This is a genomic window from Mesorhizobium sp. M3A.F.Ca.ET.175.01.1.1 (genome assembly GCF_004791945.1).
GTDB lineage: Bacteria > Pseudomonadota > Alphaproteobacteria > Rhizobiales > Rhizobiaceae > Mesorhizobium.
Genome location: NZ_SRTP01000010.1, coordinates 114,845 through 131,249, shown reverse-complemented (window position 1 = coordinate 131,249; position 16,405 = coordinate 114,845). Strand labels below are relative to the sequence as shown.

Here is a 16,405-nt window from a genome sequence, read left to right as displayed (position 1 = left end):
CTGAAGCGACGGCCCTGCCTCGATACCCGTGGAAGCATCGGGCCGTCACGCGGCACTTTAGAGGTCAAGATCAACTCGATGAGCACGCTCAAGTGACACCACGCTGCGACAAGGGAGCGAAGTATGGACCGCCGTCAATTTCTCAGCGCAACGCCAAGCCTTGTTCTCATCCCGGCGAGTCGGTCCGGCCAACCCGTTATTGGACCAAGCAATCCAAACGCAAAGGCTGCAATTTCACACAGCTTCGCGACCGTCGCAGCCTGCTTGGCCGATACAATGCTTTGCTATTCAGAAGGCATTGGCAGGGTGCAGATTCGCGCGGGTGAAATCGTCGAGGCTCAAGGCTTCCACTACCAGGTAGCGGCGTCTGTCGCCGGTGACCAACACATCACAACCGCGGGCGGAGTGAAGCTATACGTTGTTCCAGGAGATGCTGGGTTCAATGTCTTAGCCTTCGGGGCCGCCGGCGACTACAGCAACCTCACCGGGGTTGGCACGGACGATACGGGGCCAATACGGGCAGCCTTCAAAGCCGCCATGACCGTCGGACTTCCCGTTCATCTCCCAGGTCGCCAATACCGGATTACGGACACCCTGTGCATGCCGAATGCTGACTACAAGTTCTCGTTCAAGGTGATCGGCGACAGCGGCAACTCGACCCGCATCTGGTTTGATAACGCAGTGCCCAAAAAGAATATGTTCTACAGTGACCTCAACATCAGCTACGTCAATTTCGAGGACATTGAGCTCCTCGACAGGACCCCGGGCACATCAAGGGCGATCCAATTTGTCGGTACTTTGTCAGGTGGGCCGGCGTGGAAGCACCTGTTCAAGGGCGTTCGGATCGTCGGTTTCCAGGAGGGGGCGCGGTTTGACGGCGGGGCCACCATCTTTACAGACGCCTATCAGTCAGAGGTGATGTTCCTGCACAGCAAGTTCAAGAATTGCAGAAAGAGCCTCATCTACAACAACATCCAGGCGGTCAATCACCAGCTGATTGGCCTCGACATTGAGAACGACGACGTGGCCGACGCGAGCGAGAAATGGCCAATGATCGTTTTCGAGCGCGGAAGCTTCATCAACCATCTGGGCGGCTCGGTCATCGGGTACGGCCCCTATGTGTCCTTTACTTACCCCGGAGTCGGTGGCGCGTTTCAGGTAACCGCACAGTTTGCAAGTCGGGGTGTTCGTATGGAGGCCCGTGGGGATGGCCCCTTTATCGACCATCACACGGCAAGTGATATTTCGGTAAGCAACGCCTTCAGGCTGCGTTTCGAAGACATGGCCGTCAGAGCAAGCAGGTCCGCGAGCCCTATCCTGGCTAGGTTTGGGGGCCGCGTGTACGCTCGGTTTGACAATGTGCACTCCAATGTTCCCATGGACGTGCAAGCCTACATGACCACCGACCTCGGAAGGCACTCTGAAAATGGAAAGATTGACCTCAACGGTTGCCGACGCCTGAATTACAAGCGCGTGTCAGACCAGGCGGCCTATGGCAGCGCCGCTGTGCGCGCATCCGATCGACGAGCTATTCCGGCAGAGATCAGCATGGAGGAGGAGGGCCCTGCAGGGACCGTGGTGGATGGCTACTACCAGCTCACAGCCGACCGGAAGACAATCTACTCCGGAAACTGGCAAGTCGCCGAGTTGAAGACGTTAACGTGGGCGCCGAGCGACGTGAGTGGATTTGGTGGCGGAAGCAATCCCGCCACCATGCAGGTCTTCCTCCCGCAGTACGCCAGGCCCTGTAAGTTCCGGCTGCTCTGCGATGACGTCAACGCCGCGGCGGCCATTGTGTTGGATCTCTATTTTGTGGTGGCCGGCAAAGATGTCTTAGTGGCCTCGCTTGCCCCACGAGATGGGGGACATTTCGAAGCGAACATCAGAGGCCCCTCAAAAACCCTGGTGATCTGGATCGCCGACGGCCTCGACTGGGACGGCAAAATGAAGGTCATAAAATCTGGATCGAGCGACAGCTTTGTCGGCCTGATCATGATCGACTATATGTAATTTCCGTAACGGACGGACGGCCGCGGCTGCCATTTGTCCAAATTTTTCCAAGGCCTGAAAGGGCCAGGATTGGAAGAATTACGAACCACGCGCGGGCCCCAAACGCAGCCATCCCACCCCAGAAATAGGTGAGAAGGGTTGCGTCAAATGCGATCAGAGCCGCTATGCTGTCATTTCCTGAAAGCCAAACGAGTGCTCTCCTTGTCAGGATCACTGACGTAAGTACGATCAGCAACCCAATCGGGTATGCCTTTCCTAAAGTGAACAGCTGATCACCAACAAAACCCAACGAGACATTGTAGTCGTCGCCAACACCGACGCGTCCCCATAAGTAATCGACGGAATAATACCCAGCTCCCACTGGTTTTCCAGCCCAATGGTCCCTGGGAAACCAATTGAGGTAGAACAACTCCAATTGCTTCAGGTATGGCCCCAACCCAACATCGCCATAGCCCAAGCCGGTTCGAAGGTACTCTGTGAACCGCATATGGTCGGTGACGCCGACAGCAGCGGAGCTGGTGATGCTGTTGGCGTCTTCACCTCGCACGAGCATGGCCCATATCAGCAGAGCAGGCATGGCCAACACGAGATAGGAAAACCTGATACCGATCCGATGGTACGAGCACAGCATCGCAAACGGCATGATGAGGTACGCGGCCACAGCGAGCCTGCCGTATCCGCCCCAATAGAGGAAAAGATTTCCGCCGATGGCTGCCTCAAACAGTAGAAATACGATTACGGACCCAGGTCTTTTCTGGCCGCTCTTTATCAAGTATTCTTGGAAATAGAGTGCAACACCAATGGGTATCATCAAGCTCATTTCAGGCCGCGGCGCTACAATTCCGACCAATACGACCGACGACAGGCCAACAGCGAGCCCGCACCACTGAAGCCACTTTCCAGAATGTATAACCGGAATGAAATCCGGGGTGTTGTCAAACACCCTGAGGATGTCCGAGAAGATGATAAAGATTGATATGATCACGGACGCGTCCACGCCGTCAAAAATAAGTAGGTTCGGAGCGAAAGGCACATAGAGCAGTAGGAAGGCGATTCCGATCACCATATCGAGCGGAGAGCGAAATTTAATGAGGCACAATTTTGCTGTATGGCAGGCGATTAATACGAACAAGTAGTTAGATGTATAAAGTTCGGTGATCGACTGTCCTATGATGCAGAGCGCAATGGTCAGATACGTGATGATAACTAAGGCAGAGCTCAAAATGGCCCCGCCCTTTTTTTCACTAATACCAGCAAGGTTATGCAACGCTGATAACCCCCCGCTCCTGGTCGGTACCCACATCGACCCTCTTTACCGCGCGCCGGGACACAACGCCGCCCGAGCCCCGTTCTCGCCGATCGTGTAGAACCTTGTGCGAGCTCAGATAGCCCGCACTGAATGGCGGGCTGCCTATCAATTCGGTATCAACAACCCGGATAAGTATCCCCTGCCTGAGCCGGCTGTCCGCAGAGCAAGCCCCTTTGGGTGAGATCAGCAGCCAGATCACGGCCGTCCGGCATGGAACACTGGACAACCAGGGCATCGCCCAGCCTGGATCCGGTTTTTCCATCGCAGGGGGTGCCTGCCCCCACGGGTCTGCAATTCAAGACAATTCCCTGGAAATCTCGACGGGCAGCCGTTACCATGTCGCGTAGAGCCCGCCGTTTCGTTAACGCGGCCCCGCACAGGACAATTTTGCGGCCTCCCACCCGCAGATCGTCTATCGAGGGAATGGTGAGCCGCCCGGTGAATGGCGAAAGCGTGGCGTGGGGCTGTGGGCGTGGGTTACCTCTCTGGGAGAGTATGACAGCCATGAAGCCGACGGCAAACACAAGCCCGATAGCGGGAATAGCGACCAGTTTATTTCATCGTGCTGAGCGGAGTCCTCGATTCAGATTCCTGACGGGCCACTGCTGCCAACTGCGCGTGGCATTCAGGCCAAGACCCACCCCTATGGCACACCCCATCGAGGTGATCACGCCGGCGGGATGGCGTGCGCTGTCGATCCCTGAAGCAGGAAAGCAGCGACTGGAAGTGGCTAGGCGCCGTACCGATGCTCCAAGGCGGTGGCAATTCGCTCGCAAAGCAACTCTGAGGTCACAACTGTGAGATGGAGACGGAGGCGAACGCCGTATGGATCAACCAGAGTGGTGACAATACCCCGATCGGAGTATTCGGCGAGGTCGAGAACATCGGCGATGATAAAATCCCCCATTTCGCGCAGGCTCTTGGGATGCTCGTGAGCCGGATTTTCCTCCCAGACAGGTGGCTTTCCGGGCAGGCCCAACCTTATCCGCTGGAATTCGGCGTAGCCCTCGGCAGCGTCCTGAGCGTTGAACGAACGCCGGCTTACTTTGCCGTTTTCAATGACCCTGACCACCCACCGACCGTCGACGTGTTTCAATTGTACGTCGTTTGGTTCTCCGGCAACCATGTCCGCAATCCGTTTCATTAATGACAAGAACAATAAATGGCGCGCCGCTGCATCGTGCCGTTGCCAATTCGATCTGGGATCTGGGTCACCATGATCCACGCCCTGTTCTGCATGTTCGCCGGCGAGCGCAGGGCGCTAGGCGGTCAGCCGTCGCGGGTGAGTGGCAGTACTCCCGACCGGGGCGAGCCTCATCCGGGCGAAGCCCTCAGCGCTATGATCAAGGCACGGAAAGTGCGTCAGCGATCTGCGCAGCCGCCTGCTCGGTGGAAAACCGTTGATCGAACAATCGCCTGCATCGTCCGGGCAACTCGGCATCCGTTTCTACCTGCACCAGCAACCTTTCAGCTTTCGCGACCAGTTCATCTAGCTGATCGCTCTGGCACTCTTCGCCAACCCGCTCGCTTCGGATCAACTCGGCCAGGTCGTTGCCTGGGTTCAAGCGCACGAGTGCAGGGAGGCCACTTTGCATATAAGTCAGGAACTTGCCTGGTATGTTGTGAGACCTGTGGCGGAGATCCAACGAGACGATTCCTATCCGGCACTGTGCGTAAAGGTCCGGGATTTCGTCGGGATCAATCTCGTCGAAAAAGACCACGTTGGTGAGGCCGAGAGCTTGCGCTTTTTCTCTAAGTCTTCGAGCCTCGCTGCCTCGACCGACCAGCAGGAAACCCACGTCGGTCCGGGAGGCCATTCTCTGCGCCAAGTCCAATACAATGCCGACGCTTTGAGCCACACCCATGTTGCCTGCGTACACGAACAGCTTGCGCCCGGCCAACGGCGTCTCGCTGACACGGATCGAACAACGCACGTTTGAAGGCTTGTCCAGCCAGTTCTGCAACACCTCAAGGACACGCCCCGACCTCCGCCGCCACCGATTGAAGTAAGCCAGGTTGCCTGGCGTCTGGACGCCGATCACATCAGCAATCGAGTATTGGTAGCGCGCGATGGCATCAAAGAAACGGTACGGCAGACCGCGGCCCATCAGACCCATATCAACGGCCCATTCGGGAAAAATGTCACGAATGACAAGATATCCCTTGCAGCCGCTTTCGCGCTTTAGCGCGCTGACCATGGGGCCATGGAAGATTGAGGGAGCATACCAAACGATCCCGTCCCATCGCTGCCCTGCCAGCGGGCTTTTGCGCAGATTGCGCAACATGGCAAAAGGCATAACGAACTCGTTCCAGGTCCGCCTCACATAACCAATTTCCTTGGTAGGCGGCGCTCGCAGGCGCAGCACGGTTACTCCGTCAAAGTCTTCGATCGCCCAGGGGCGGTCCAATTCGGCCGCTGGCAGCATCACTGTCAGCTGATGCCCTTGTCGCGCGAATTCCCGCGAGAGGTCTCTCAGTTGCACTGCCCCCGACGTGCGCAGCGGCGGAAAAGTGTCCGCTATCAAAGCGATCCGCATCTGCCCCCGCTCAGTGCTTCTTCCATACAACGCGGTTCACATAATCGGTATAGCTATGGATTATGCGAACGACCTTTTCACTGACATTGGGTACGTCGTAGTCGGCAACCAAACGAAGCCCGCGCTCTGCCCCTCGGGGCTGGCTTTCCAGGATCGCAAGGCCCTGGCAGACCCGGTCCACGTCCAAGCCCACCATCATTACCGCCCCCTCCTCCATTCCTTCGGGACGCTCATGGGTTTCGCGCAAGGTAAGCGCCGGAAAGTTCAAGATGGAGGACTCCTCCGTGATCGTACCGCTGTCGGACAGAACCGCTTTCGCATTCATCTGCAGGTGCACATAATCCAAGAAGCCGAAAGGCTTCATGAACTGGATCCTGGGGTTCATTTCGATGTTCAGGGAGTCCAGCCGCGACCGGGTGCGGGGGTGGGTCGAAACAATTACCGGAATGTCATGATCCTGCGCTAAACGATTGGCTATCCCAGCTATTCGGGTCATTATGTCCGGATCGTCGACGTTTTCTTCGCGATGAGCACTCATCACGAAGTACTTCCCTTGCTCGAGAGAAAGTCGACCCAAAACATCCGACTTGTTGATTTCGTTCATATAGTAGGTGAGCACCTCACGCATCGGGCTGCCCGTTACGATGATCTGTTCGGGCGCAATCCCTTCTCGCAGCAGATAGCTTCGCGCAATCTGGCTGTAAGGCAGATGAATGTCGGCGACATGATCAACTATGCGGCGGTTGATCTCCTCCGGAACCCGCGAATCGAAACAACGATTGCCGGCCTCCATGTGAAAAATAGGTATCTTCAACCGCTTCGCGGCTATTGCCGCGAGGCAGCTGTTGGTATCCCCAAGTAGCAAAACCGCCTCAGGGCGTCGTTCGCGAAGCACCTGATCCGTTGCCGCGATCACACGTCCAATCGTTTTGGCGGCCGTGCTTTCTGACGCTTCAAGAAACACATCCGGCGGACGAATCTTAAGCTGCTCGAAAAAGATTTGGTTCAATTCATAGTCATAGTTCTGGCCCGTATGCACGAGGCATTGGTCACACGATCGATCCAATCGGTCGATTACCCGCGACAATCGGATGATCTCCGGGCGCGTCCCGACGATCGTCATAACCCTCAGACTATTCACCATCCGCTCCACATTCTTGCCCCGCAAGGCGGAACCGCGCGCTAATCGGGCTGCAAGGCACTCAGTTATTTCCAGACGAAAGCGGCATCTGCTAACTACGAGCTAGCGCCCCCTTCAGAGCACTAAGCTTGTTATATTCCAGATAGCTATCATACATTTTCAAGATAAGTATCGACCACGCATCCGGTATAAATCCCGTTGCTCCCCTGAATAAGTCCGAATTCAAGGATCGATCGACAGTGACCGTCGTGTCGGGGATGATATCTATCTTTTTTCCGTAGATCCTCGAGATCAAGGAGAGAAGATCGAATTTGGAAATGGGATCAGCTGAGACATGAAACAGACCCCTCAACTCGGCATTTGGCACGACAAGCTCTTTAATCGCCCGCGCCAATTCGACCGCTGGCAAACCTGAAAAAATAGCGTTCTTGTAGCCTTTCACCTGGTCAGTCTGGCTCAAAAACCAGTCAACCAGACTTTTCGAACTCTCCAATTCGTGACCGATGATTGACGTGCGGAGTGTCACTGCATTCGGGTAATCCACCTCCCCTAGAAACTTCGTCCTTCCGTACAGATCGTTTGCATCGGCAAAATCGGTTTCCAGGTAATTGCCCTTCGCGCCCGAAAAAACACAATCCGTGCTCACATGCACTAAGCGGGCTCCGGTCATGCGGCAAAGTTGCGCCAGGCGGTGAGGGAGAGAAGCGTTGATTGACAGTGCCGTGAGATGGTTTCGGGAGGCGTCAAGCTGTTTAATGACGCCCACACAGTTTACTACGACATCCGGTTTGGTGTCGGCAAACAGGGCCACCAGATCTCCGTCGTTCCGAACGTCGAGATTGGGTATTAGGATCCAATGCTCATCGGGCAGAAAATAGCGTGCTTTGGCCGATGATCGGAGCGTACCAATCGTTACAAATCGATTGTCGGCGGCGAAAACGCGGAAGACCGCATTTCCCAACATGCCGCCAGCGCCCAGGACGAGGATTCTGTTTGTCTTCACGTTGCGCATCGTCTTTCTGGTGAGCGCTGAGCAATAGCGCTAAATGGACCGCAGAGTCTTACCGCGTTCGGCTCACTCTTCTGGCTCAACATGCTCCCCGCGTACAATAGCTTGCACAAACCGAAGCTTCATCAACAACGTCTGCATCTCTTTGACACCCAACCTCGCGGTGTTGTGTGAATTGTAGTCGGTCGATTCCGAAATCTCGATCTCGCCCTGCTCGAAGAATTTCCCATAGTTCAGATCGCGCAGATCTGGCGGAACACGGTAGTAGTTGCCGAGGTCCTGGGCCGCCACTTTTTCCTCTCGGCTGAGCAGGACTTCGAATAGTTTCTCGCCGTGTCTCGTACCTATTATTCTAATTGGATGGTCGGGAGCGCCCAGGAGCTCCGTAAGCGCTCTAGCCAGGGTCTCGATCGTGGCCGCCGGCGCCTTCTGCACGAAGATCTCACCGGGATTGCCATGCTGGAAAGCGTAGAGCACCAGGTCGACCGCGTCGTCCAGTGTCATCATGAAACGCGTCATGGCAGCATCGGTGATGGTGATCGGCTGGCCAGCGCGAATTTGGTTGGTGAACAACGGGATCACCGAGCCGCGCGAGGCCATCACATTGCCGTATCGGGTAGCGCATATGGCCGTATTGTTGCTCAATCGCGACTTGGCGACGATGACCTTCTCCATCATCGCCTTGCTGATGCCCATTGCATTGATCGGATATACGGCCTTGTCTGTGCTCAGGCAGATCACACGCTCCACACCGGAGTTTATCGCCGCTTCCAAGGTGTTCTCAGTTCCCAGGACATTGGTTTTGACGGCTTCAAGCGGGTAGAATTCGCAGGAAGGCACCTGCTTGAGTGCGGCAGCGTGATAAATGAAATTGGAGCCCCGCACGGCGTTGAGGACCGACTGGTAGTCGCGAACATCACCAATGTAGAACTTAAGTTTTTGATTGTTGTATTTTTTCCGCATGTCGTCCTGCTTCTTCTCATCCCGGCTGAAGATGCGGATTTCAGCTAGGTCAGAATCCAGAAACCGCCGCAAAACAGCATTTCCGAAGGAGCCAGTACCGCCGGTTATGAGGAGGGTCTTGCCGGTGAACATCGAAAGTCCTTTTCTATTTCAATTGGCTGCAACGGAACGGAACATTTTGAGAGTGTCCGATCGCGCCTCGTCGGTTGCGGCGTAGCGGTTGGCGAATTCAAGCGCGGCTTTTTCGAGTGATCGCTGTTCTTCGGCATCCCTGTCCGCTGCACGCGCCAGTTGCTGTCGCCACACGTCAACGGAAACGAGGGGGATTACCGTGATTGCGCCGGTTGAAACGGCGCGCCAGGGTGTCCGATCGCTAACCAGCACGGGTGTGCCGGCGCGCAGAGCTTCAAAGATAACATGCCCGAAATTTTCCCCCAGAGTGGGGAACGCGAACAGATCATATGAAGCAAACGTCGCTGAAACCTCATGAGGCTCGAGCGCTCCACGGTATTCGACGGTGATGTGGGTTGGGAGGCGTTTGATGATGGTCTGGCAATTCCGCCAATATGCAGGGTCCTCTACAGGGCCAAAAATGCTCAGCTTGATCTTGCGATCCACTCGGGAGAGAATCTCGAGGAGGCCTGTGAGATTCTTCATAGGTGAGATGCGCGATATGAAGGCAATGCTTAATTCGCCCGCCCTTTTTCGCTGACGTTTCAGGCGACTAAAGCTTTCACCTGCCGCGGACACCGGATCAGCCGCGAGATGGATTTTGCCCCGTGCATGGGGAAACTGCCGCTGAATATCTTCAGCTTCCAGTAGGGTCGAGGCGTGCCAGTGCACATCGCGATAAAGCCCAACTAGCTTGGCACAGCTCAGATAAATTCTTTTTTTAAAACTCTTTATCGACAGCGCGCCTGCAGAGAATTCGCCACGTGGCGCGATGCAGACACTCGCGCCATTTCTCCAGACCAATCGCTGCTTGAGATAGATCGAAATTGATGATCGATAGCCAAAAAAGCTGTTCAGGTACAAAACGTCGAAGCTGTGAAGCTTCGCAGCTTTGGCCACGTGCCCGGCATTGAATTTTTTGGGGTCAGCATAGTATATCAAACCGTTCGGCGAGCGCACCCACCTGTTGATACGGACTCCCGGATACGGCTCGTCGGAGCCCAAATCACGATCTCTCGTGAAAATCGAAAACTCAATGTTGCTGCGCAGAGCTTCACACATGTTGGCAAGCGTACGAATTGGTCCGCCCGCCTTGAAGCCCGGCAAATAAAAATCGGCAACACAAAGGACTCTGATCTTGCTCATGTCCGCAAAAGAGCCGTTGTCGGCAAGCCGCCGCCTTCAGATGTAAGCTTTAGACTTTGAAAAGTTGCGCTTTAAGCTGCGCTCTTTATCGCTGGCAGACCGTGCAATAACCCGGCCTTTAGCAATTCTCGGTAGATATGCTCAGCAGCTTGAGCGGCTGGCACACGGTCCAGCATTAGATTGAGTGTTCCCGGCAACGTCGACAGCCAATAGGCACAGACGAAATCATGATTGTACTGATCGTCCCAACCTATCGGGGAGGCCAGGCCGCCCGAGATTATACGGCGGAGGTTGGCGGGGTTTACTATCGGGACGACGCCCTTGTGGAATTCATAAAACACACGGCCATACAGAAAAACGCGCTTTTTGAGCAGAAGCGCCTCGTAGCCAACAGTGCTGGTGAGGGTGATAACCCCTACAGACGATTTGATCAGCTCCTTTGTCGGCTCATGCGGCCCTAACAACCTGACATTCGGCAGAGACCGAATACGCCTGTAGAAATCGAGCGTGGGATATGCCCAGGCACTAATATGATCCTTGACATACAAGCGGGTGCCTTCAGGCAGACTGAAGGCAATGTTACGGATCACCTCATACTCGTCGAGGTAGGCTCCAGCGAGGATCGACGTAGAGGCTTCGGGATGGAAGTGCATCGGGTACAGAAGAAATCGTTCTCCCGCTACGGCCTTTTGATACATGCCACGAACGGTGCCCGCTTTGAGACGTCGACGGACATTGCGCAGAAAGAGGCTTGTATGTGTGCGCAGGGGATTACCGATCTGGAACGAATTGGTCCGACTGTCGGACACGTGGCGTAGCAGCGCCTTGATCCTGGCAAGACGGTCGCGCCTGAAGTACCGCTTGAGCAAGGCGATGCGTTCCAGGCCATTGATTTTCATGTAATCGGGAACGATCGTCTCGATGTTGGCGATGTAGTCCTTCACCCAGCGGTGAACATCTGGTTCCACCGTCTTGTAGCCACCTCGGATCGCTGCAAAATTTCTCTCAACAGAGTCATCTGCCAAGGGATCCCCAGAAACTGAAAACCGGCCTGGCAGCCGAGATGCCCCTAGACCAATATAAACGGCTCGCCGTTCCTGGGCTACGAACAGCGCGAAATGTGCAAACGTATTGGAAACATTCTCATATAGAACGAGTTCCGTCCCATGCTTTTCAAATATCCTCTCGAAAAATGTCAGTAACGCACTTTTTAGGCGGTCAAAAAAGTCGAGGTCTGCACTATTGCCCCAGATGCCATAGGTCTGCGCACGCTCGAAGTCCGACAGTAAGGCAGAGTTCAAATTATAGCCGGAATAGCGTTCTAGGATGTCGAAATCCACCTTATGGTTCGCAAAAAAGGATGAGAAGTCATAAACTGCGGCGAAACCCGCCGAATCCAGGCCGTTCTCCTTGCGAGAAAATGCGCTGTCTACCGCGACCGCCACGGTGGCTCCGTCGTTGCGGAAACGCGCCGCGAGCGCATTGAAAAAATGAAAGTATTTCGGCGCGCTGTTCGAGAGAAGCAGAATGTTCATTTTGCCTGCCAGCTACCAATCAGCTCAGCGCGCACTGCTGTCGGGGAATGAACGTCCTGAGTCACCTGACGGCCCAATACAGCTTCGAGATTTTTAGGCGCAAGGCCAAAGCCTGGTCGCACACTGCGTATGCTGTCTCGAGTGATGACATCACCTGCCTTCAGGTCCCGTACAAAATAGAGCGACCGGCGGAACTTCACGTTCCCCTGCTCGCTCGATTTGCGTCCATAATCGACCTTGCCGAGCGCCTTCCAAGCCGTTTTCGTGCCGACACACAATGCCGCCAGTTCGGCAGGCTCGAGTGAGAAGCTGTCGTCCGGACCGCCGCCGCCGCGGTTAAGGGTGAAGTGCTTTTCGATGATCGAAGCCCCCAAAGCCACACTGGCAATGGCGGTGGTATTGTCCAGCGTATGATCAGAAAGGCCTGTGACCAGTCCGTACCGCTCAATCATGTCGGGTATGGTCTGCAGATTATAATCATCGGCCGGTGCAGGGTAGCCGCTGACGCAGTGCAGAATTGCTAATTCGCTGCAGCCGCCCTCACGCGCTGCCTCTATCGCTTCGTGGATTTCCTCTGCATCCGCCATCCCGGTCGAGATGATCATCGGCTTGCCGGTGCTGGCTGCGTATTTGATCAACGCCCAATCAACAGCTTCGAAGGAGGCAATCTTATAAGCCGGCGCATTCAAGTCTTCCAGGAGATCGATCGCCGTGCTGTCGAAAGGCGAGCTAAAGATCGTAACGCCGAGCTCGCGGCTACGGTCGAAGAGGAGCTTGTGCCAGTCCCACGGCATATGCGCTTCTTCATAGAGATCATAGAGTGTGCGCCCGTCCCACAAGCCGCCGTCGATGCGGAACTCCTCCCCCGTGCAATCAAGCGTGATCGTATCGGGCTTATAGGTCTGCAGCTTGACGGCATCTGCCCCGGCCTTCTTGGCCTCCTCCACAAGGTGCAGGGCCGTTTCGACGCTGCCGTTATGATTGGCGGACAATTCGGCAATGACATAAGGGGGCTCACCCGGCCCGATCCGGCGCCCGGCGATCTGGATACAGCTCAACTGGGTTCTCCAACAGGTTTCATCGATTCATTCCAGTCGCTTCTGAGCAACCCGAAGCAGACGAGGGAGCGATAGGCCCCCTGGATCCGTTGTTGCTCCCGCAATACGCCTTCCCGAACAAAACCTAAGCGTTCGTGCAGCGCTATAGAGGCCGTGTTGAAATCCACTGCCTGGCCGCAAACCTTATGCAGATTCAATTCGCCAAAGGCATATTTCAACGCCGCGAAACCGAGCATTTTCCCGGTTCCTCTCGCTGCGTTCGGGTCAGCATAAAATCCCCAGTTCGACGCCCCGGCGTCAGCGACATTGTCGAATTGGACGAAGCCGATAGGTGCTTCTCTATCCACGACTATGAGCAACCGGCGTGTAGCCTCATTGGTCGACCGGGAAAACCAATTCCGGTGCTCCTCCAGGCCAATCTCGTGCTGGGTAAACATGAAACGACGCACGTCCCAATGATTTCGCCATGCGAGCACCATTGGCAGATCGTCAGCCATCATCGCCCGAACGATCGGGTCAGACATATTCTTCCACCATCCGGTCGGCGACCCGGCTAACGCCCTCTCCGTCTGTAATCGCAGCGGCTGCTTTGCTTAGGCCGAAGAGAAACTCACCGATCGTCCCTGACACGAAGCGCTCCTCCAGTACCGAAACGAGTTGCGAGGGATTCCTGACAGCGACCGCGGCGCCCGAGACCTGCAGGGCCGAGGCCACGGAATGTTGGTTGTCCGCGAGCGCAAAAACGAAGCTGGGCAAGCCCACGCAGCAGCGTTCCCAGGACGTGCTTCCTGCCGCCCCGACAGCAAGGTCGCTTTCGGACATCAACCGCGCCATGTCGCTCACGCCAACCAGAACCTGAGTCGAGTACCGCATTGCTTCCGCACGGATCCGCACCGCGTCCTTCCACGGCGCTTGCGGTCCCATGACGACTGTGATGCGCAAAGTCGAAGGTAAGGTACCCTCGTCGAGCGCATCCAGCACAAGGCCAGTGACATTTTGCTTGTCCACGCCACCCATAGTTAGGAGCAGGTGTTCGAGTTTAGGTTGAACCCTACGAGCAAGACTCGCTGCGCGCAGCTCGGCAAACTCAGGCCGCAGTAGCGCATATTCCGGTCCGAGCAATGTGACGGCATCGGCGCCCAGGAGGCTGTCGTAGTCCTCTTTCGTGCGGCCAAGGCTCTGGTCGAGCAACAGATCGCAATCGTGGGGGCGATCAGCCAAGTCATCGATCACCATCAGGTATTGACAGGCAGAACGCAGCGCTTCCTCCCAGCGGCGGTCCAGCCCGTAATGATCCACGACCAGACAGTCCGCAGACCCAATGGCTTGGTGCGTCTCTTGGGCATCTGTTGCCCAGTCCGTCCCCAGCCAGTAGGCATGGGGTGGCGCCTCATGCGTCAGCGTTATGTCCTCTGGAGGCCTTGGCAGCGCAACGGTCCTGTGGCCACGCTCTGCTATCAAATCCATAAGATGGCCAGTGTGTAGGCGGCAGATGAATAGGCATTCTGCCCCGCGCTCCCGCAGCGCGTCAGCCAGCGTGAGACAACGCATGACATGGCCGGTGCCAATCTCGATCGAGGCATCAGTTCGAAAAGCGACCTGCACGGGTTTTAATTACCGCAGAGCATCTCGGGTCATTCCGATCCTGGTTCCGGGCTCAGGATCCGAAACATGCATTCCGCCCGCTCCCAGTCCTCGGGTGTGTCGATGTCTTGCACACGATGACGTGGCAACAACACTGGGACGCTACCTTGCCCGAACACAGGCTTGTTCTTGAGCCAAGCCTCGGAGCGGCCCCAGTAGAATTGACCCGCATCGTGCCAGGCCTCCTCGAGGTCTTGCGAGCGGGTCCCAAGATGCTCCGGTTGGAACATTGCCACGCGTTGGCCGGCCGTGATGCGCAACGCCCTTTGGATCGGAAAGGCGTAACTCGTCACCGAGAAGGCGAAGTCGGCTTCCGTCGACCGAAGCATGTCCAAACCTTGTCGCAGATCGCTCGCCCGTACAAATGGCGCGGTGGCGTAGAGGCAACAGACCTCTTTGGCAGCAGCCCCCGCCGTCGCGAACCATCGGATGGCATGCGCCACGACGGGAACGGTTCCTGTGTGGTCGTCAGAAAGGTCGCCCGGGCGCTGGAAAGGCGCTTCGGCGCCGTATTCTTTTGCCGCTTCGGCGATCTCAGCATCGTCGGTGCTGACGATGATACGGTCGAAACAGCCGCTTTGTATGGCCGCGCGGATCGACCATGCGATTATCGGCAGCCCACCAAAGGTGCGGATATTCTTGCGCGGAATGCGTTTCGATCCCCCTCGCGCCGGAATTACAGCGAGCCTCACAGCCCCATGGCCTCGCGCAGCACCTTAACCACGAAGACCTGGTCCGCGTCGGTCAACGCCGGGTGCATGGGGATACTGATGGCCTCTCGATAGTAGCGCTCAGCCTCTGGGTAGTCGCCGTTCCGGAAGCCCATCATCTGGTAATAGGGTTGGGTGTGCACCGGGATGTAATGCAGATTGACCATGATGTCCTTGGCGCGAAGTGCCTCGAAAACCTCCAGATGCGATGCGCCTATGTTCTCCAGCTGCAGCCGGATCACATACAAATGATACGCGGAATAGCTGTCTGGGTGTTGCCATGGCAGCGTCAGCGGCAGATTGGCCAGGAGCGTGCTGTAGCGGTCGGCGATCTCATGGCGCCTCTTCACGTACTGGGTCAGGCGGGCAACTTGACTCACGCCTAACGCAGCTTGCATGTCCGTCATGCGGTAGTTGTAGCCAAGAGCCACCTGTTGATAATACCAGGGGCCGTCCATTGGCTGCGTCATGAGCGAAGCCTCTCGCGTGATGCCGTGGCTTCGCAACAGGCCCAAACGTGTTGCCAGTTCATCGTCGTTGGTTAACGCCATCCCGCCTTCAGCGGTTGTGACGATTTTGACCGGATGAAAACTGAACACCGTAATGTCGCTGTATCGCCCATTTCCAACCGGCTCCCCCTTGTAGCGAGCGCCGATAGCGTGCGAGGCATCTTCGATGATCTTGAAGCCGTATCTTTTACCTAGGTCGTGAATGGCTTCCAGGTCGCATGGCTGGCCTGTGTGATGTACCGGCACCACAATCTTGGGCAGACGGCCAACCTTTTCGGCTTCAATAAGCTTTTCCTCCAGAGCCCTGGGGCAGAGGTTATAAGTGCGCGGGTCGACGTCCACGAAGCTCACTTGAGCCCCGCAATAAAGCGCGCAATTCGCCGAGGCCACGAAGGTGTTCGGCGTTGTCCAGAGAAGGTCACCCGGCCCGAGCCCCAGAGCCAGACAAGCGATGTGAAGTGCTGAGGTGGCGCTGTTGACGGCCACCGCATGACGGGCTCCCGTGTGCGCAAGCACACTTTGCTCAAATTTCGGAATATTGGGACCTTGCGTTAGATTGACTGATTTAAGAACATCCACAACGGCATCGATGTCAGTCTGCGTGATATCTTGTTGGCCATAGCGGATCATAGGTGACGACCGTATTTGAGCATTGCTAAACCG

The 16,405-nt window shown here is 56.1% G+C and carries 14 protein-coding genes; 1 reads left to right on the top strand and 13 read right to left on the bottom strand.

Annotated elements, in window-relative coordinates; translation table 11 throughout:
- The first annotated feature begins 123 nt into the window (after window positions 1-123).
- Entirely contained in the window at window positions 124-2,010 is a 1,887-nt protein-coding gene (locus tag EN818_RS21825; protein ID WP_135905264.1) for a hypothetical protein, read from the top strand.
- Here the strand turns inward: EN818_RS21825 and EN818_RS21820 are convergent.
- The 13 genes from EN818_RS21820 to pseC form a co-directional block, all read right to left on the bottom strand.
- Window positions 1,991-3,313, bottom strand: a complete 1,323-nt coding sequence (locus EN818_RS21820) for a hypothetical protein (RefSeq protein WP_135905262.1) — start codon at window positions 3,311-3,313, stop codon at window positions 1,991-1,993. The two genes, EN818_RS21825 and EN818_RS21820, sit on opposite strands and share 20 nt — an antisense overlap.
- Before the next feature lie 736 nt (window positions 3,314-4,049).
- Window positions 4,050-4,445, bottom strand: a complete 396-nt coding sequence (locus EN818_RS32780) for a hypothetical protein (RefSeq protein WP_189523823.1) — start codon at window positions 4,443-4,445, stop codon at window positions 4,050-4,052.
- 217 nt (window positions 4,446-4,662) lie between these two features.
- Window positions 4,663-5,856: a glycosyltransferase family 4 protein gene (locus EN818_RS21810; protein WP_135905260.1), complete on the bottom strand. Its 1,194-nt coding sequence runs from the start codon at window positions 5,854-5,856 to the stop codon at window positions 4,663-4,665.
- A gap of 10 nt (window positions 5,857-5,866) precedes the next feature.
- Window positions 5,867-7,000, bottom strand: coding sequence for a UDP-N-acetylglucosamine 2-epimerase (non-hydrolyzing) (gene wecB, locus EN818_RS21805; protein ID WP_281036011.1), 1,134 nt, complete (start codon window positions 6,998-7,000; stop codon window positions 5,867-5,869).
- 88 nt (window positions 7,001-7,088) lie between these two features.
- Window positions 7,089-8,009 (bottom strand): SDR family oxidoreductase, encoded by a 921-nt coding sequence (locus EN818_RS21800; protein WP_135905258.1) that lies wholly within the window; start codon window positions 8,007-8,009, stop codon window positions 7,089-7,091.
- Between the two features lie 63 nt (window positions 8,010-8,072).
- Window positions 8,073-9,101 carry a polysaccharide biosynthesis protein gene (locus tag EN818_RS21795; protein WP_126089433.1) on the bottom strand — a complete coding sequence of 343 codons (1,029 nt, stop codon included), beginning with the start codon at window positions 9,099-9,101 and terminating at the stop codon, window positions 8,073-8,075.
- 18 nt (window positions 9,102-9,119) lie between these two features.
- The gene (locus tag EN818_RS21790; RefSeq protein WP_135905255.1) at window positions 9,120-10,286 is read right to left on the bottom strand and encodes a glycosyltransferase family 4 protein; all 1,167 of its coding nucleotides are present in this window, start codon (window positions 10,284-10,286) and stop codon (window positions 9,120-9,122) included.
- A gap of 71 nt (window positions 10,287-10,357) precedes the next feature.
- Window positions 10,358-11,821: a hypothetical protein gene (locus tag EN818_RS21785; protein WP_135905253.1), complete on the bottom strand. Its 1,464-nt coding sequence runs from the start codon at window positions 11,819-11,821 to the stop codon at window positions 10,358-10,360.
- Window positions 11,818-12,879 (bottom strand): pseudaminic acid synthase, encoded by a 1,062-nt coding sequence (gene pseI, locus EN818_RS21780; RefSeq protein WP_135905251.1) that lies wholly within the window; start codon window positions 12,877-12,879, stop codon window positions 11,818-11,820. Before pseI ends, EN818_RS21785 begins: the two co-directional genes overlap by 4 nt.
- A complete protein-coding gene (gene pseH / locus EN818_RS21775; RefSeq protein ID WP_210237125.1) occupies window positions 12,876-13,403 on the bottom strand; it encodes a UDP-4-amino-4,6-dideoxy-N-acetyl-beta-L-altrosamine N-acetyltransferase in 528 nt (175 codons plus the stop codon). Before pseH ends, pseI begins: the two co-directional genes overlap by 4 nt.
- Window positions 13,396-14,484 (bottom strand): UDP-2,4-diacetamido-2,4,6-trideoxy-beta-L-altropyranose hydrolase, encoded by a 1,089-nt coding sequence (gene pseG, locus EN818_RS21770; protein WP_135905249.1) that lies wholly within the window; start codon window positions 14,482-14,484, stop codon window positions 13,396-13,398. Before pseG ends, pseH begins: the two co-directional genes overlap by 8 nt.
- Window positions 14,485-14,513: 29 nt before the next feature.
- Window positions 14,514-15,215: a pseudaminic acid cytidylyltransferase gene (gene pseF / locus EN818_RS21765; RefSeq protein ID WP_135905247.1), complete on the bottom strand. Its 702-nt coding sequence runs from the start codon at window positions 15,213-15,215 to the stop codon at window positions 14,514-14,516.
- Window positions 15,212-16,372, bottom strand: coding sequence for a UDP-4-amino-4,6-dideoxy-N-acetyl-beta-L-altrosamine transaminase (gene pseC, locus EN818_RS21760; protein WP_135905245.1), 1,161 nt, complete (start codon window positions 16,370-16,372; stop codon window positions 15,212-15,214). Before pseC ends, pseF begins: the two co-directional genes overlap by 4 nt.
- Between the last annotated feature and the right edge of the window lie 33 nt (window positions 16,373-16,405).